Source organism: Moorena sp. SIO1F2, from assembly GCF_010672755.1.
In the GTDB taxonomy this organism is placed as follows: Bacteria; Cyanobacteriota; Cyanobacteriia; order Cyanobacteriales; family Coleofasciculaceae; genus Moorena.
Genome location: NZ_JAAHFV010000004.1, coordinates 13483 through 28568, shown reverse-complemented (window position 1 = coordinate 28568; position 15086 = coordinate 13483). Strand labels below are relative to the sequence as shown.

Annotated in this window: 19 protein-coding genes; 12 read left to right on the top strand and 7 right to left on the bottom strand. The window is 44.2% G+C overall.

Annotated elements, in window-relative coordinates:
• The first annotated feature begins 82 nt into the window (after nucleotides 1-82).
• Nucleotides 83-310 carry a hypothetical protein gene (locus F6J94_RS01095; RefSeq protein WP_293035991.1) on the top strand — a complete coding sequence of 76 codons (228 nt, stop codon included), beginning with the start codon at nucleotides 83-85 and terminating at the stop codon, nucleotides 308-310.
• On the opposite strand, the gene rpmB is transcribed toward F6J94_RS01095, so the two are convergent.
• Nucleotides 296-532 (bottom strand): 50S ribosomal protein L28, encoded by a 237-nt coding sequence (gene rpmB / locus F6J94_RS01090; RefSeq protein WP_293028021.1) that lies wholly within the window; start codon nucleotides 530-532, stop codon nucleotides 296-298. The two genes, F6J94_RS01095 and rpmB, sit on opposite strands and share 15 nt — an antisense overlap.
• A 44-nt stretch (nucleotides 533-576) precedes the next feature.
• Here rpmB and F6J94_RS01085 point away from each other — a divergent pair, with 44 nt between their 5' ends.
• The 3 genes from F6J94_RS01085 to F6J94_RS01075 all read left to right on the top strand — a co-directional run bounded on the left by F6J94_RS01085 (nucleotide 577) and on the right by F6J94_RS01075 (nucleotide 2366).
• Nucleotides 577-750 (top strand): hypothetical protein, encoded by a 174-nt coding sequence (locus F6J94_RS01085; RefSeq protein ID WP_293035989.1) that lies wholly within the window; start codon nucleotides 577-579, stop codon nucleotides 748-750.
• 803 nt (nucleotides 751-1553) lie between these two features.
• Nucleotides 1554-1757: a photosystem II reaction center protein PsbH gene (psbH, locus tag F6J94_RS01080; RefSeq protein ID WP_293020251.1), complete on the top strand. Its 204-nt coding sequence runs from the start codon at nucleotides 1554-1556 to the stop codon at nucleotides 1755-1757.
• A gap of 306 nt (nucleotides 1758-2063) precedes the next feature.
• Entirely contained in the window at nucleotides 2064-2366 is a 303-nt protein-coding gene (locus tag F6J94_RS01075) for a TatA/E family twin arginine-targeting protein translocase (RefSeq protein WP_075899160.1), read from the top strand.
• Nucleotides 2367-2639: 273 nt separating this feature from the next.
• On the opposite strand, the gene F6J94_RS01070 is transcribed toward F6J94_RS01075, so the two are convergent.
• Complete coding sequence (locus tag F6J94_RS01070; protein WP_075899162.1) at nucleotides 2640-3368, bottom strand: response regulator transcription factor; 729 nt, start codon at nucleotides 3366-3368, stop codon at nucleotides 2640-2642.
• A 226-nt stretch (nucleotides 3369-3594) separates the two neighbouring features.
• Between F6J94_RS01070 and F6J94_RS01065 the strand changes: the two genes are divergently transcribed.
• Complete coding sequence (locus tag F6J94_RS01065) at nucleotides 3595-3789, top strand: hypothetical protein (RefSeq protein ID WP_293020254.1); 195 nt, start codon at nucleotides 3595-3597, stop codon at nucleotides 3787-3789.
• A gap of 120 nt (nucleotides 3790-3909) precedes the next feature.
• Nucleotides 3910-4536 (top strand): CPP1-like family protein, encoded by a 627-nt coding sequence (locus tag F6J94_RS01060; RefSeq protein ID WP_293020256.1) that lies wholly within the window; start codon nucleotides 3910-3912, stop codon nucleotides 4534-4536.
• Nucleotides 4537-5246: 710 nt separating this feature from the next.
• On the opposite strand, the gene F6J94_RS01055 is transcribed toward F6J94_RS01060, so the two are convergent.
• The gene (locus F6J94_RS01055; protein ID WP_293020258.1) at nucleotides 5247-5945 is read right to left on the bottom strand and encodes an HAD family hydrolase; all 699 of its coding nucleotides are present in this window, start codon (nucleotides 5943-5945) and stop codon (nucleotides 5247-5249) included.
• A 155-nt stretch (nucleotides 5946-6100) separates the two neighbouring features.
• Here F6J94_RS01055 and F6J94_RS01050 point away from each other — a divergent pair, with 155 nt between their 5' ends.
• Nucleotides 6101-6355 carry a hypothetical protein gene (locus F6J94_RS01050; RefSeq protein WP_293035987.1) on the top strand — a complete coding sequence of 85 codons (255 nt, stop codon included), beginning with the start codon at nucleotides 6101-6103 and terminating at the stop codon, nucleotides 6353-6355.
• Between the two features lie 157 nt (nucleotides 6356-6512).
• Here F6J94_RS01050 and F6J94_RS01045 read toward each other — a convergent pair whose 3' ends face one another.
• Nucleotides 6513-7928 (bottom strand): NYN domain-containing protein, encoded by a 1416-nt coding sequence (locus tag F6J94_RS01045; protein WP_293020262.1) that lies wholly within the window; start codon nucleotides 7926-7928, stop codon nucleotides 6513-6515.
• Nucleotides 7929-8432: 504 nt separating this feature from the next.
• On the opposite strand from F6J94_RS01045, the gene F6J94_RS01040 reads away from it, so the two are divergent.
• Nucleotides 8433-9938 carry a UbiD family decarboxylase gene (locus F6J94_RS01040; RefSeq protein WP_293035985.1) on the top strand — a complete coding sequence of 502 codons (1506 nt, stop codon included), beginning with the start codon at nucleotides 8433-8435 and terminating at the stop codon, nucleotides 9936-9938.
• A 354-nt stretch (nucleotides 9939-10292) separates the two neighbouring features.
• Here F6J94_RS01040 and F6J94_RS01035 read toward each other — a convergent pair whose 3' ends face one another.
• Nucleotides 10293-10661 (bottom strand): hypothetical protein, encoded by a 369-nt coding sequence (locus F6J94_RS01035; protein ID WP_293035983.1) that lies wholly within the window; start codon nucleotides 10659-10661, stop codon nucleotides 10293-10295.
• Nucleotides 10662-10852: 191 nt separating this feature from the next.
• Between F6J94_RS01035 and F6J94_RS01030 the strand changes: the two genes are divergently transcribed.
• The gene (locus F6J94_RS01030) at nucleotides 10853-11017 is read left to right on the top strand and encodes a hypothetical protein (protein ID WP_293035981.1); all 165 of its coding nucleotides are present in this window, start codon (nucleotides 10853-10855) and stop codon (nucleotides 11015-11017) included.
• A gap of 260 nt (nucleotides 11018-11277) precedes the next feature.
• Entirely contained in the window at nucleotides 11278-12051 is a 774-nt protein-coding gene (locus F6J94_RS01025) for a hypothetical protein (protein ID WP_293035979.1), read from the top strand.
• A 54-nt stretch (nucleotides 12052-12105) separates the two neighbouring features.
• On the opposite strand, the gene F6J94_RS01020 is transcribed toward F6J94_RS01025, so the two are convergent.
• Complete coding sequence (locus F6J94_RS01020) at nucleotides 12106-12285, bottom strand: hypothetical protein (RefSeq protein ID WP_293035977.1); 180 nt, start codon at nucleotides 12283-12285, stop codon at nucleotides 12106-12108.
• Between the two features lie 796 nt (nucleotides 12286-13081).
• On the opposite strand from F6J94_RS01020, the gene F6J94_RS01015 reads away from it, so the two are divergent.
• Together F6J94_RS01015 and F6J94_RS01010 are read left to right on the top strand one after the other, a co-directional pair.
• Nucleotides 13082-13402: a recombinase family protein gene (locus tag F6J94_RS01015; protein ID WP_293036132.1), complete on the top strand. Its 321-nt coding sequence runs from the start codon at nucleotides 13082-13084 to the stop codon at nucleotides 13400-13402.
• Nucleotides 13332-14651 carry a transposase gene (locus F6J94_RS01010; protein WP_293036129.1) on the top strand — a complete coding sequence of 440 codons (1320 nt, stop codon included), beginning with the start codon at nucleotides 13332-13334 and terminating at the stop codon, nucleotides 14649-14651. Before F6J94_RS01015 ends, F6J94_RS01010 begins: the two co-directional genes overlap by 71 nt.
• Nucleotides 14652-14742: 91 nt before the next feature.
• Here F6J94_RS01010 and F6J94_RS01005 read toward each other — a convergent pair whose 3' ends face one another.
• The gene (locus F6J94_RS01005; RefSeq protein ID WP_293035975.1) at nucleotides 14743-14928 is read right to left on the bottom strand and encodes a hypothetical protein; all 186 of its coding nucleotides are present in this window, start codon (nucleotides 14926-14928) and stop codon (nucleotides 14743-14745) included.
• Nucleotides 14929-15086 lie beyond the last annotated feature (158 nt).

Genomic DNA, 15086 nt, shown 5'->3' with positions numbered 1-15086 from the left:
GACTATATCCCCTTTACCAAAAACTCATAGATTTAACCTACCCACATTAAGCGAAAAACCCATCATCCCCAGAGAAAAAAACATGGGGAGATGGGGAGATGGGGAGATGGGGCGGGAGTGTGGGAAGTGTGGGAAGTGCGGGGAGATGGGGAGATGGGGAGATGGGGAGATAGGGAGATGCTCAATTATCGGGTTAATATATCATATCTGTTTTAAAATGTTCCCGATTCCCGATTCCCGACTCCCGACTCCCGATTCCCGATTCCCTACTCCCTACTCCCTACTCCCTATTCCCTTAATAATGATTTAGATTAATACCAGCTTCCTGAGCCATTGCTTGCAGGCCCTTTTTCTGTAAGGTCTTAATCGCCTTAGTGGAAATCCGCAGCTTCACCCAGCGTTTCCCTTCTTCCCACCAAACTCTTTTAACCTGTAAGTTAACGTTTTGTAAGCGCTTAGTCCGACGGTGGGAGTGAGAAACAGCATAGCCGTTATTGGCCTTTTTACCAGTCAACTGACATCTACGGGACATGGGGTACCTCTTGATTTACGTCTGTTCTTGATCATATCTCGGAGATGGTGCGGGGAGTCGGGAGATGGGGAGTCGGGAGTCGGGAGTCGGGAGTCGGGAGAGTGTGGGGAGTGGGGGAGGTGTGGGGAGGTGGGGAGGTGGGGAGGTGGGGAGATGGGGAGATGGGGAGATTGGGAGATGGGGAGATGGGGAGATTGGGAGTGATTAATCCTAGGTGAGTAGGTAGGCACTTAATCGGAAGTTCCCTACTCCCTACTCCCTACTCCCTACTCCCTACTCCCTACTCCCTACTCCCTACTCCCTACTCCCTACTCCCTACTCCCTACTCCCTACTCCCCATCTCCCCATCTCCCCACCTCCCCACCTCCCCACACCCCCCCCCCTCCCCCCCCCCTCCCNTTGCCGACAAAGCAATGCCAAAAGCATTGCGCTAATTTTCTTAATGGAGGCTCTGCTGCCTACTCTCAAACCGCACTGTAACTTCACTCAGTCCATTATTTTACGTCGCTTAACTTACGACCAGCTGTCTTCGCTTTTAGTTCTTCGTTGGGCGGCAGTGTTCCGAAGTTAAACAAGTTACTAACTTATTTCATTATAAAACAGTGGATAATGTTTCACAAGGTTTAGATAGCTATAAGGCTAATAGTTGCACCTCGAGTATAAATGTCTTTGGTTTAGTGCCTCCTTAGTGTAAGCTGAAATCAAAACATCCGCTCGTCGTGATAGCCCCTTATTTCTAAGGAGGGGTTCAAACGCGAAGTGAACGCACCCCGCGTCTCCTATGGAGAACGGGTTTTGACCCGACGTGTCTATAATCTTAAGAAGGTATGGGAGCTTTGACACTCCCGCACCGGTAGGATTCTGTTTAAATTTCTAAGTAGATCCTATCTGACTTGAAGCGAAGTGGCACGGTTTCAAGCTGCAACTTCGGCACCTTGTAGAATCCCCCGTGCGAGCAATCCCTCGCACGGGGGAGATGTCAATAACATAAATCTCAATTAACATAAATCTCAATTTACCCATGGCACAAAAAACTCGGCTAGGAGATATTCTCAAACCCCTTAACTCGGAATATGGCAAAGTTGCCCCAGGTTGGGGCACTACCCCTGTAATGGGAGTCTTTATGGGGCTATTTTTCGTCTTTTTGCTGATTATTTTGCAGATTTACAACAAATCAATCATCATTCAAGGTTTCAATGTTGATTGGACAAGCCTAGGGCAGTAGTCTACTCCATGGCTTAACTGCTAATCATTAACATTTCAAATATTTCAGCTCCCTCCCGGCTTGTCCGGGTTTTTTAATGCTGTTGACAGCAATGGATAGGCTAGGAAGTCCCTGGGATGACTACCTAACTTAGTTAAACTGGCTGAGTTAAACTGGCTGAGTTAAACTGGCTGAGTTAAACTGGCTGAGTTCAACGGAACAGCGGTCAATTTGGGTCAAATGTGGAATACTAAGAACAGCAAACTAGTAACAGCAAACCAGTAAAAGCAAACCAGCACTTGACAAATCCCAGGAGGTTATATAATAATGAACGTTTTTGGTATGGGTTTACCGGAAATGGTGTTGATTATGGTCATTGCCCTATTAGTATTTGGCCCTAAGAAGTTGCCAGAAATTGGTCGTAGTTTGGGTAAAGCCATTAGAGGCTTTCAAGATGCTTCCAAGGAGTTTGAAAATCAGTTTAAGCTAGAGGCACAACAAATAGAGCAAGGGCTGAACACCCCTACCCCAAGTGAATCTGAGAAAACTGCCACCAAAGAAGTTGCTACAGCAGAAGTTGCTACAGCAGAATCAAACAATCATGCTACGACGTCTTCTCAACAAAGCTAATCCCAGGGAAGTCGAGCCACTTCAGCAAGAGGCTAGACCAAAGCAGGCATGATCACTAGTACTGCTGCGCGGAATTAAAAATTATGGTATTAACAATTCTTGCATGCTTATTACATAAGCGTTTTGCTATTTTTGAATCGTATCTTTATTTCCGCCGTGCTGTGCTAGACGACTCTTGAACTCTAGTCCGGTAGCTCAGTAGTCGATTGCCTTGGCAACCATTGACCCTCCACGAGCAAGGGGTTTGAGTAGTCGTGGAGTGTCAACAATGAGTTAGCTACTGGATTTACCATTTTTCTCATTCTTCTTACTAGAAGGTGCCTCAAACTTGTAGCCAACACCTCGAACTGTCTGAATTAAGGAAGGGTCACTGGAATTAACCTCAATTTTACGGCGAATTTGACCGATATGGACATCAACTACTCGCTGATCTCCCACATAATCGTACTCCCAGACTTCCTGGATTAACTCAGAACGGCGCAAGACTCGACCTGGATGACAGGCCAGAAAATGGAGTAGATCAAATTCCAGAGCAGTTAGAGGGATAAGTATTTCGTTGATAGTTACCTCCCTGCGCCCTGGATCGATCACTAAATGGTCGAAGACGAGGCGTTCTGCTTCAGTAGCAGTAACAGCCCGCTTCCGTTTCAAAATTGCTCTAACTCGATTTTCCAGCTCTTGTAAATCAAAGGGCTTGGTGATGTAGTCATCAGCACCTTGTTGAAATCCTTGATTTTTGTCAGCAGCATCCGACCGACTGGTGAGCAAGAGGACAAAGACATCAGTGCGGGTCTGCATTTGCTGACACAGGTTGTAGCCAAGGGCGTCAGGCAAATTCACATCTAGAATGACTAAATCTGGATTAAATTGCTCAAATGTGGCAAGAGCCGTCTTGCCATCTTGAGCAGCCTGCATTTGAAAATTCTTTTGACTTAAGAAGCGTAGAATTAAATTTCGGATTGCCGGATCGTCATCTACGACAAGAATCTTGGCGGCGGTCATAACTTTCCACGGAAAACGGGATCACAAATTTAAGACGCAGAGTGTTTTGACACCAACGGTGCTGTTGGGCATTGTAGACAATTATCCTCAGATTATTAGGCAATGCCAATAGTTGGTAAATCGCATAGGCAGATCAGTTATTTTCAAAATTCCCCCACAGTAGGACTTCCCGAACCAAGGGAAAAAGTCTTTTTTTCTGGTTCTAAAGAGCAAAAAACCCATAGCCTTGATGGGTCTATATGGATTTACTAACGGTTCTAACATCATTCAGGAATTCTCCGGTGATTTGGTCACAAAACAGCAGATGCACCGGCATTGTGTTGACTTCACTTCGGGACTGCTGCTTGAAGATCAAGCTACACTAGCACCCAGGGGCATTGGCACCACCCTCAACCAAAACGACTCTGTGACCAGTGGTTAGCCAGAGCAAGGTTGAGAGTTTCTCGTGCCTAACCTTAACATATACATAACTAGTTTAAAGTTGCTGTCATACTAGTGAAAAGAAGGGATGTGAAAACAAGGGATGTCTCGGAGGTCTTGAATGAGTGATAACAATCCCTATGATCAGCTTGGGGTTACGGAAGAAGCGTCCTTTGATGAAATTCAGGATGCCAAAGGTCGCCTGATGCAAAAGCATCGTGGTAACCAAAAGCTTTTAGATACCGTAGAGGCGGCCTACGATGCCATTATTATGGATCGACTTAGGATGCGCCAGGAAGGAAAGATTAAAGTTCCTGATCGCATTCGTTTCCCAGAGAAGGTTTCTCAAGCTCCACCGAGTTTTCCCCAAACACCAGTTAATAACTCTCCTGAGTGGCTGAAACGGTTGTGGGATACTCCGACAAGAGAAGACATCATCTGGCCGAGTGCAGTGTTCTTAATCTTAAGCAGTGCTACTGTCCTTTACACCTCATCGGCAAACTCGATTTTGCCGTTGGTGATGGCTATAGGCTTCGGATTCACGATCTATTTCCTAAATCGGAAAGAACAACAATTTGGTCGTGCGGTGTTGCTAACCCTGGCAGGTCTGTTTTTAGGTGTGGGATTGGGTAGTTTGCTGGGGAATTCTCTGGGAAGCCAATTCACCAACCTAGACTTGACAACAGAAAAACTGGCTACATTGGTGACATTTGTATTGCTATGGCTGATTAGTTGTTTCTTACGTTGAAAATAGGCATGGGGGATTGGGGATCAGGACGTGCCTCCAAAAGCACGTTCCTTGTCTAGCTAGGGTGCTTTTCCCCTTGATGTGATATCTGCCAAACTTCTCTACCCTTGCTTGGGTTTGCCTGGTGGAAACCACGCCAGTCGCTCATGGGGAGCGACTGCATCATGGCCATAAAAAGCAATTTTTATGAAAATTGCTTTTTTAAATAACCACAAACCTTGTAAGCCAAGACTTTAGCGCGATTATTTTATAAAAATTTTTCATAGCCACAGGCTAGAGAGCCAATTTTTTTAACTATGTTAAGAAACTTAAAGTTGCTCAAACCCTTTTTGTGGCGTTTCGTCAGTCTTTGAATGAATAGGAGTAGAGTGGGCATCCTGCCCGCCCCAAAAGATCAAGAACAGGCAAGATGCCTATTCCACAGGTGCGACCCAAGGGCGCGAGGGATTGCTCGCGCCCTTGGAGGCGCGCACCTACTCTTAAAATCATTCCATTATTAAGCAACGCCCTTTTTGTTCCCTAATCCGAAGTTCCCTTGTCTGCACAGCTAGTTAGTGATATAATTACCTAAATTTCGAGACAATCTAACCAGGATAGCCATAGCTTTTTTGACATAAAAAATGACTTGAACTTTAACAGTTCATTTCATCCTACCCTGACCGAGGGTCAGGCGTAGGGCGCGCTCTAGCCGGATCAGCTAAAATCGCAAATCATACGGCTTGTAGCAGTGCTGTGTCTAGAACTAAATCTACCGCTTCAGTGAGATTATTGACGATAAAATCTGGTTCGTAGAGATTGAGCTGAGTGCGATCGCGTATTCCAGATAAAACTCCAATTGCTTTAATACCGTGGGTTTTGGCAGCCACTATATCCGCTTCTGTATCGCCAATCATCCAGACATCAGACTGAGCTGGGAGTTTTTTGAGGGCTTTTGCCATTAGCAAAGGTTTATCCTTAGTGTCACCGGTCTTAACATAGTCGTTGCTCAGGCAATACCGTCGGTTAGGGGGAAAAAATTTATCCAGGTCTAAGCGACTGAACGCTTCATCAAGCTCCCGCACCCGACGCATGGTCATGACGGCTAAATCTACACCTGCTTCTTGTAATTTTTCCAGGGCATCTATAGCTCCGGGAACCGGTTGATCATGAACCAAGTAGGGCAGAGTGTGTACAGTTTGACGGCGCAGCTGAGCAAATGCTTCAGCTTGGCTGGGATCGAGACCTGAACGAATTCCAATAATTATCTCGGGAACACGCCCCCTCTTACACTGCCAAAACTCCGCCTTGGACATGGGCAGGATTGGCTGGTTAGGGCGTTGGATTTCTTTGAGACAAAACTGGTAAACCCGATAGTAACGCTCCGACACATTCATGATCGGACCGTCAAAGTCTGTAAATACTCTAATCATTATCTAACAAAATGTAATATTTATTTACATTATTATCTCATCCCGTGAGTATTTATCACTAAAATTACGAATTTGTAACATTTCCAATGTCTTAGAACTTACCCATTACTCCTGACAATGGTAGGTTTTTGAGATTTGGGTCGGGAAATGGGGAAATGGGGAGATGGGGAGATGGGGAAATGGGGAGATGGGGAGATGGTGAGAATTCTCTGTCTGTTGCACCTTATGCCGTCACGAATCGGGGAAACGGGGCATCTTGCTGTGGAACGGGCATTTTGCTGTGGAACGGGCATCTTGCTGTGGAACGGGCATCTTGCTGTGGAACGGGCATCTTGCTGTGGAACGGGCATCTTGCCCGTTATCAATATTTTCACCGCAGGCAGGATGCCCACCCCACTTATTCATATTGATCCGAAGATACTGATCTTGTGGGGCAGGCAGGATGCCCACCCCACTCATTCATATTGATCCAAAGATTCAGCAATGCCAGATTTTTTACCGATTCCCGACTCCCGATTCCCCACTCCCGATTCCCGATTCCCGATTCCCTGACAATTGCCGCGAATTCTACTGTTCAATAACTAGTGCATTCAACCCGTCTAACCTTAAAGCAACTTGATAAGCTTTACCAACTTTCTTTAGTTTAAACGCTCCCAAGGATTGCAAAAATTTGGGGAATGTACCTTTGAAATTTAAGTCTCTCATCAACTGAGTAATGGGTCGAGAGTATTGTTTTTTAAATTCAGTAGCTATATGAGCGATCGGAACATAAGGTTCTTTATAGTTTGTCTTCAAATCCTTGAGGAGTTTAACTAGTATCTCTTCCAAATCTGATTTAGATTCAATTTTAGATAAAGGCTTAACAGTAGGTTTTAACTGAATAGTATTCAAAGAAGAGGTCTTTTTAATGAAAGAAATTGGCTTGTCAAATAGAGTTATATAAAAATTTGAAGTCCCAGGTATGTGATGAGTCACAAACTCCTTAGGGTAATCACTAAAAATATCGGTTGTTAGTTTTCCAGGCAAGCGCAGAGACACAACTTGATTGAGGGTAAGCTGATACTTAGCCTCAAATAGATAAGATAGTCTAGACAGGTTTATCCAAGCATTGGAAGTGCGTTTTTGTTCAGCTTTGAGGATGTCTTTGAGTTGATTAATAAATTCCTCAAGGGTGGGAATTTCTGGTACAGAAACCAGAGAATGGGCTTGAGTTTCACGAGTCTTGTTATTTAAAACAATGATCTTATCGTTTTGCTTACGCACCAAATAGACTGTTAGTCCATGGGTTTGTAGGGTGGTGCAAAGATGAGTCATTACCCCATCAGAGGAACAGACTAAGACTTCCTTGGCGGTTGGGTAATGGACAAAGATAGAAGACCCAACGCTAGCCATCTTGAAATCAGCGCTGTCCTTTCCTGGTGGGACGTGAATTAGCTCATAGCCACGAGTATGAAGTTCAGTGTCATACTTACCCATAGCACGCCAATTGGCAAAAGCAATCTTGATTTGAACCGGGTAGGAAGAAATTTGAGCTAGGAACTTTTCGGTTTCAGTATTGAGCCGTAAATTTTCGGCATCTAGGAGTAAGATTGCAATTCCTGTCTCTAGCTTTGGCAAAGGGGAAACCCATGTTGGGGTTTTATTATTAGTAGAGACAGCTAAGTTATGGGAATTATTCCCTGGCTTGGGTCCGATAGAGTGACGAAGTTTTTGGGTCAGTTCTCTAAAGCTGGGGGAGTTGAAATAACTAGGAATGAACAGAACTTGCAGTAATTTCCTGACTTTGATAATTCGTCGGGGCCAATCTTGCTCTTGGCTGAGTTCTGATTTCAAATTGGCCAGGAAAGCAGATTGATGACGGGGCTTATCCCAAGCGATTTTTCGGTATTTTTCCTTGAGTAATTCGGACTGCTGCTGCTGAAGCTCAAGGATGGCTTGGTAGAGGTAAAGGCTAATTTCGTTGATCGCGGCAGAGTCATTCACGAATGGTTTCTGGTAGAGAGGGTGAGTAATTTTGGGCAGAATACAAAAGCAGATCTATGAACCCAGTATATGTGAAATAGCAAAGAGAGTAGGGAGTAGGGAGTAGGGAGTAGGGAGTAGGGAGTACGGAACAAAAATTCCCACAATTCCTACACGGATCCCTCAAGGATCAGCAGTGGGTAGTGGAAAAACACGAGTTCCCTAGAACTCAAGTGCTGGTAGATTGAAGGAGCTTCGAGCCAGAAGCCAGGAGTCAGAATCCTTGATAACGGAAATATTTTCCGATCACTTGGTTTGTTGACGGGGTTAAATTTGCTATTATAGCGCTTCTGTTGAGTAATCAGGTATACAGAATTTTTCCCCTGTTCCCTATTCCCTGTTCCCTATTCCCTGTTCCCTACTCCCTACTCCCTACTCCCTACTCCCAATTAACCCAAGACTAAACTCCCTCAGCCAATTGTGAACTGGTATAGTAAGAGTAACTCAGCTTAACAAATTGTAATCATGGCCAGAGACCTAAGGGGATTTATCCAAGAGCTAGAACAGAAGGGACAATTGCGGCGGATTAAGGCTTTAGTTGACCCAGATTTGGAAATTGCTGAGATATCAAACCGGATGCTACAAGCGGGTGGACCTGGGTTGCTGTTTGAGAATGTAAAAGGGTCATCCTTTCCGGTTGCGATTAATTTAATGGGAACAGAAGAACGGGTTTGCTGGGCGATGAACCGGTCAAGCCCAGAAGATTTGGAAACTCTGGGCAAGAAGCTAGGGATGCTGCAACAACCAAAGCCACCTAAGAAAATTTCCCAGGCGGTGGATTTTGGCAAAATTTTGTTTGATGTGGTGAAAGCTAAACCAGGGCGAGACTTTTTCCCTCCTTGTCACCAGGTGGTGGTGCAGGAAAATGATTTGGATTTGAATAGATTACCCCTGATTCGCCCTTATCCCGGTGATGCTGGCAAGATTATTACCTTAGGATTGGTGATTACCAAAGATTGTGAGACTGGTATTCCTAATGTGGGGGTTTATCGGCTACAACTGCAGTCTAAGACTACGATGACTGTGCATTGGCTCTCGGTCAGGGGTGGAGCACGACATTTGCGCAAGGCGGTGGAGAGAGGACAGAAATTAGAAATAGCGATCGCACTCGGTGTTGACCCCCTGATTATTCTGGCCGCTGCTACTCCCATACCGGTTGACCTGTCGGAATGGCTCTTTGCTGGACTCTATGGTGGGTCTGGGGTTAACCTAGCCAAATGTAAAACCTTAGATTTAGAAGTACCAGCGGATTCGGAGTTTGTCCTGGAAGGCACGATTACTCCAGGGGAAATGTTGCCAGATGGTCCCTTTGGTGACCACATGGGGTATTACGGTGGAGTAGAGGATTCTCCGTTGATTCGCTTCCACTGTATGACTCACCGCAAGGATCCGATTTATTTAACTACCTTTAGTGGGCGTCCACCGAAAGAAGAAGCAATGATGGCGATCGCACTCAATCGGATTTATACCCCGATCCTGCGGCAACAAGTCTCAGAAATTGTGGATTTCTTCTTGCCCATGGAAGCTCTGAGTTATAAAGCCGCCATTATTTCCATTAAGAAAGCCTATCCAGGACAAGCGCGACGGGCTGCTTTGGCGTTTTGGAGTGCTTTGCCTCAATTTACCTACACCAAGTTTGTGATTGTGGTGGATGAGACTATTAATATTCGGGACCCCCGTCAAGTGGTGTGGGCGATTAGTTCTAAGGTTGACCCGGTGCGGGATGTATTTATTTTGCCTAATACTCCCTTTGATAGTTTGGATTTTGCCAGCGAAAAGATTGGCTTAGGGGGACGGATGGGTATTGATGCTACTACTAAGATTCCACCGGAAACGGAACATGAATGGGGCGCAGCGTTAGAGTCAGATGGGGATGTAGCAGCGATGGTAGATAGACGTTGGGCTGAGTATGGGTTAGGAGATTTAGATTTGAAAGATGTTGATCCCAATTTGTTTGGGTATGATATGTGATTTATAGGTAAGCATTCAGTGGTCAGTGGTCAGCCGTCAGCTAACCCATTAAGTATAGGTAGTTTACCCAGAAAGCTTTAACTCACCATTAATCAGACAAGGTAAAATACCAGGTCAAAATCTGGATTAGCTCACCCTCTACGGTTGAGGGGATCATGGGAACAGGGAATAATGGGAGCAATGGGTAAGTCCTGTATATAATAGCCTATGGTGTTGATATGCGATTATTAAGGCTAATAATTCTAAGTATCCTGGTATTGTATGGGAGGTGGGGAGGGAGCGATCGCCAAAGGCGATCGCTGAAAGGGGCTGACCAAGGCCAGATCGCCCCCACAATTCTTATTACATAACCACTTAACGAGGGGATGAATTTAGCTGGCTGGTTTCCTCAGTTTCTTCTTCTTTGGTATTGTCATTTGCTGCACTACTTTCTCTTGTGTCTATTTCAGTTGTTATCGTGATTCCCTCGACGCTGATCTCTAACTTGTTATGTAATTGCCCTTTGAACATAGATGTGGCAATCATGTGAGGTGCTAGGTTAAATATTAGAGATACAGATATCAGCAGGAAGGCAATTAGCAAGAGTAAAAATTCCTTTACTACTGGGGAATCACGGTTTTGAGCAGTTGTTGGAGTTGTGACTACAGTAGTTTTGTCTCGATTCTGTTGCGTATTATTCTGTGCCTTAAAAGTGCTAGTAAATTGCTTTAGTAAGTTGGTCATGGTTTTGTCCTGATGCTTGATTGCTTATAACACCATCCTAGATTTTGCAGATGGGTGTATCAAGCCCAGTAAAGGACAGATAAAGGAAAGATAATAAGTGTCTTTTTCTAACTTCTTGAGTGACAGTTTCGGATCAATAAGTGTCCTTTTCTGTCCTTCTGAACAAGGACAATCACACGGATTGATTATCTATGAGTCAAAAGCGCAATCCTCGTAGCATTAGTGTCACTCCTAAAGGAATAAGGCGTCTTAACCAAGCTAGAGCCAGTCAAAGAGATCACGAAGGTAAGCCCCTAACTGATGAGCGCCTTGCACCAAGAGCAAAGCTGAACGGTAAAATAGTTCAGCAGGAGTAAAGCAAAGATAGATAAGTGTCTGTTTCTCACCTGTTGAGTGATAGTTTTGGACTGATTGACTGACTTTACTCCTAAAACCCTTGATTTTACCTAGAGCGGTGGATCGGTAGTGAAACCTAAGCAAACCATTGCCAGCGTTGGATTTCACTATGTTCCACCCAACCTAGGAAGCCAGACAAGTCAGTCAAGCAGCCGTTTGAGATCAATAAGTGTCCTTTTCTGTCCTTCTCAACAACGATAATCACACGGATTTGTTATCTATGAATAAAAAGCGCAAGCCCCGTGGCGTTAGTGCCAGTCCTGAAGGAATAATGCGTCTTAAAGACGCTTTAGCCAAGCAAGCTAAAGCCAGTGAAACAGATTACAAACGTAAGCGTCTAAGTTATCAGCGCCTTGCAGAAAAAGCAGACAACATCAGCATTAGAACAGTTCAGCGCTTTTTCAACCAAGAACGTGTAGATTGGGATTCTGCGATCTTAATTATCACAGCTTTAAATCTAAAACCGGAAGATGTACTATCTTCAGAAGAATCCTTGCTATCAGAATCTATAGAACAAATCCAACCCAAGGATACGGGAGACTCGGAGCGTGCGGGGGAGTTAATTCAGAAAGTAGAGACAGGACTAAGTAAGTTTAAAAAACGTAAGGAGGCTAGCCTTGAAGCTATGGAATGGCTAAAGGCTAACCGAAAAGCGTTATCCCAAGAAGCTGCCGAAGCAGCTTTAAGGAAGCATTATGACCAGAACCCAAACAATGTAGATACAGATTACTCAGAGGATATTGAGGTATTTTCTCAAGAAATAAAAAAATATTTGCAGTTGATATATTACTTTTTAAAAGTCAGAAGTTGGGACTTGGTGGATAGAGCAATACAGGAATCAAAGATTCCTGTGAATAGGGATTTACAGCTTTATATAGATGCACTAGATTTTATCAAAAACCACAAGGTTAGTCTAAGTTTTGCTCCCGAAGAAGCTAAAGAAATAACCCTTTACTTGGACTATATAATCAAGATAATCCAATTGAAATTATAAGTCTTTTTTTGAGTGCAAGCTTTTCTAAAAAATAGTATATTTTTACTGAAATTATTACCAGTCTTCATCCTCTTCCTCTAGCCTTTGAAGCATTGCTGTAATTTCTGCTTCTTTTACTTGTTCAATTTGCTCGATTGCCCAGTGTAAGATTTTAGCAGATTGTGGAAAGTCAGAAAATTCTTTAATAAGTTGCTTTAAGTAATTAATTAATTCGTCTTGAGGAAATCGTTGCATCTTGAGTCTCTACTTTTTATAAGTTTTCTATAGCTAAGCTAGCTTGAATTACACTATAAAATCCAGGACAGTTAGGGACAGATAACTAAGTGTCCTTTTCTGTCCTTTTATAGTTAATTAACCCTGGTTTGCCCCAAGGCACAATCAATACCGGGTAAATGATAAATTGTCCAGAAGTGATTTCTGGTTTTCCATCTCCTATAACTTTCTGGAGTATAATAATATATCCGGAGATAGCTAAAGTTTTTTTTGTATAAACCCTAACTGTAGCCAATTTATGCAGTAACCCAGTAGTAAATGCTCATCATTTACATTACTATTGACGGAAATAATTACAAATAAGTTCCACTATTATCTCTTGAAGCTATCCCCTCAAAACCTCAACTTCTGCACCGCCCTCCCCTTAACCTCCTCCTAGAGAGGTTGTCAAAGATTTTTCCAAAAAATACCGTCAGATATTGACCACAAGGAGCCATGACACTGGAAACAACCGCTGCAACTAAGGAATGAGATAAACCAATAATGCCTTCACTATTGATGTGACGTAGCATTAAATAATAAAATCATTGATTAATCGTTTATTGCACTGATTTTTTACTATACTAGTAAGAGGAAATTTAAGCGGTTATTAAGGAGAGATGTTACGCCGAAGAAAGCCGCCACAATTCAAGGAGTCAACTCAAAAACACTTAGGTGATGGGAAACAGAAGCCAGGCTCAAAGCAATCAGGAAGCCAAAGGGTAAAAGACGCTACAACCTTGAATAAATCTAGGAGGCAGCAGCAAAACCCCGACCAATTGTCACTGTTTGCTATGCGCGGGTCTCAACTTATTCCCAGCGCGATGATTTTGAAAGACAAGCTGAACTACTACGTTCAAAATTCCCAGAAGCAGAACACATATCAGAAATTGGCTCCGGACTCAATTTTAGGAGGGGACAATTCCTCGCCATTCTGGACAGATTTCTCCGAGGCGATCTCCAATGCCTTGTGGTTGCCCACCCAGACCGATTGCTCAGATTTGCCATCGAACTGGTTAGATGGCTGTGTGAAAAAAATCAGTGCCAACTCATGGTTTGGGGTGAGTGCAAACTCAGCAAGGAGCAAGAATTGGTCTAAGATCTGCTGTCCATCCTCCATTGCTTCAGTTATAGGCTTTACGGATTGGGAAAATACCAAAAGAAATTCCGGGAAGCGTTACAAGCAGACAAAAAGGCACAGCCACTCCCGAAAATCCACCAAACTAGCACCAAACAGTGTTAGGAAAATCAGGCTGTATCCAACTGCTGAACTGCACAAGGTTTGGAAGCAATGGCTGGCAGCCTACCGGCAAGTTTTTAACTGGGCACTGGAGCAGTTAAAAAACGGGTTTAATCTCAAAGATGACCTGCAAAAAGCCTACCGAAGCAGTTTGGTAATACCAGATTGGGTTAGGGAGTTACCTGGGCATCAAGCTCAAGAAGCTTGCGATGAGGCAATAGACGCCTACAGGCAAGGGAAAGCTAATGGCGGTGAAGCCAAGTTCAAGTCCTGCCGAAGTAAATCTCAAACCATTCAGTTCAAGGTGGGGAACTTCAAGAACGGTACTTGGTATCCCAAGAAAACCAAGGGTTTGACCTTTAAAGCATCAACACCTTTGCCTAGTCAATCCGAGTATGGTACTGAATTGGTTTATCAGCGGGGCAAGTGGTATGGATGTTTCCCCGCTCATGTGGAAACCGAACCTACCAAACAAGAAAGGGTAATTGCTCTCGACCCTGGAAACCGTGCTTTCTTGACGGGCTACGATGGTGAGAATTTCTTGGAGATTGGTAAGGGCGACATTGGGCGTATCAACCGACTGTGCTCACACCTTGACCAACTCCTTTCTCGTGCTAGCAAGTCTCCTTTCAAGCGGCAACGGCACAAAATGCGGAAAGCTGCCGACCGGATCAGGGAAAAGATTCAGTGCTTGGTCAAAGATTTGCACTCCAAGGTCGCATCATTTCTCATTGGCAAATACAAGTTAATCTTCCTGCCAACGTTTGCTACCAGTAAAATGGTACTCAAGTCATCGAGGAAGATTAACCGAAAAACCGTTAGGAATATGTTGAGTTGGAGTCATTACAAGTTTGCCCAGCATTTAACTCAGATGGCAGCTAGGAAGAATGTACTGGTGGTGCGGTGCAACGAATCCTACACCAGCAAAACTTGTACCAACTGTGGTCATCGGCACAACAAGCTAGGTGGCTCGAAAATTTTTCGATGTCCTGAATGCAAGATGGAATTGCCGAGGGACATCGGTGGCGGCCGAAACATCATGATTCGGTCTTTGCAGGCAGCTGCCTTCACCAGCAATGGTGATGCCATACTTGTTCAAGATGCTTGAAAAAAGCGTTTTGAGCTGGTTAAATGCTGCACTACCCAAAGGCTATTTCTGGTCATCCTGGTACTGATCCTGAAAATCCTCTTCAGTTAGCTCAAGCAGTAACAGCCTTGGGTGAACCCCGGATGTAAGCTTCCAGAAAATACCGCAAAAACTTCGGTGATACTGGGTCTGGCACTTTCTCGGCCATCACAATCACCTGGGGCAAATACAAATCTTGCTGTGCTGCCAACTGGTAGGCTAAGCCGAAACCATCACAGGAATTAAAGATAGGTGACATACTCCCACGCTGACTCTTTGAGTTCAGTGTGGGCTTCTTACCAACTCCAGCTACTGCTTAGGATACTCGGTAAGCTTTATTAACGATACGGGATGCCCCTCCGCACCGGAACAATACAATAAATTTTGTTTTTTTTAATTAGTAGGTGGCGGTTAGCT

What these genes read in the sequence shown, in the direction of transcription:
- F6J94_RS01040 (WP_293035985.1), top strand. Translation starts at nt 8,433, where the DNA reads ATGGCCAGAGACCTAAGGGGATTTATCCAAGAGCTAGAACAGAAGGGA.
- F6J94_RS01025 (WP_293035979.1), top strand. Translation starts at nt 11,278, where the DNA reads ATGAATAAAAAGCGCAAGCCCCGTGGCGTTAGTGCCAGTCCTGAAGGA.
- F6J94_RS01085 (WP_293035989.1), top strand. Translation starts at nt 577, where the DNA reads ATGGTGCGGGGAGTCGGGAGATGGGGAGTCGGGAGTCGGGAGTCGGGA.
- F6J94_RS01060 (WP_293020256.1), top strand. Translation starts at nt 3,910, where the DNA reads ATGAGTGATAACAATCCCTATGATCAGCTTGGGGTTACGGAAGAAGCG.
- F6J94_RS01050 (WP_293035987.1), top strand. Translation starts at nt 6,101, where the DNA reads ATGGGGAGATGGGGAGATGGGGAAATGGGGAGATGGGGAGATGGTGAG.
- F6J94_RS01020 (WP_293035977.1), bottom strand. Translation starts at nt 12,285, where the DNA reads ATGCAACGATTTCCTCAAGACGAATTAATTAATTACTTAAAGCAACTT.
- rpmB (WP_293028021.1), bottom strand. Translation starts at nt 532, where the DNA reads ATGTCCCGTAGATGTCAGTTGACTGGTAAAAAGGCCAATAACGGCTAT.
- F6J94_RS01005 (WP_293035975.1), bottom strand. Translation starts at nt 14,928, where the DNA reads ATGTCACCTATCTTTAATTCCTGTGATGGTTTCGGCTTAGCCTACCAG.
- F6J94_RS01075 (WP_075899160.1), top strand. Translation starts at nt 2,064, where the DNA reads ATGAACGTTTTTGGTATGGGTTTACCGGAAATGGTGTTGATTATGGTC.
- F6J94_RS01035 (WP_293035983.1), bottom strand. Translation starts at nt 10,661, where the DNA reads ATGACCAACTTACTAAAGCAATTTACTAGCACTTTTAAGGCACAGAAT.
- F6J94_RS01095 (WP_293035991.1), top strand. Translation starts at nt 83, where the DNA reads ATGGGGAGATGGGGAGATGGGGAGATGGGGCGGGAGTGTGGGAAGTGT.
- F6J94_RS01055 (WP_293020258.1), bottom strand. Translation starts at nt 5,945, where the DNA reads ATGATTAGAGTATTTACAGACTTTGACGGTCCGATCATGAATGTGTCG.
- psbH (WP_293020251.1), top strand. Translation starts at nt 1,554, where the DNA reads ATGGCACAAAAAACTCGGCTAGGAGATATTCTCAAACCCCTTAACTCG.
- F6J94_RS01030 (WP_293035981.1), top strand. Translation starts at nt 10,853, where the DNA reads ATGAGTCAAAAGCGCAATCCTCGTAGCATTAGTGTCACTCCTAAAGGA.
- F6J94_RS01070 (WP_075899162.1), bottom strand. Translation starts at nt 3,368, where the DNA reads ATGACCGCCGCCAAGATTCTTGTCGTAGATGACGATCCGGCAATCCGA.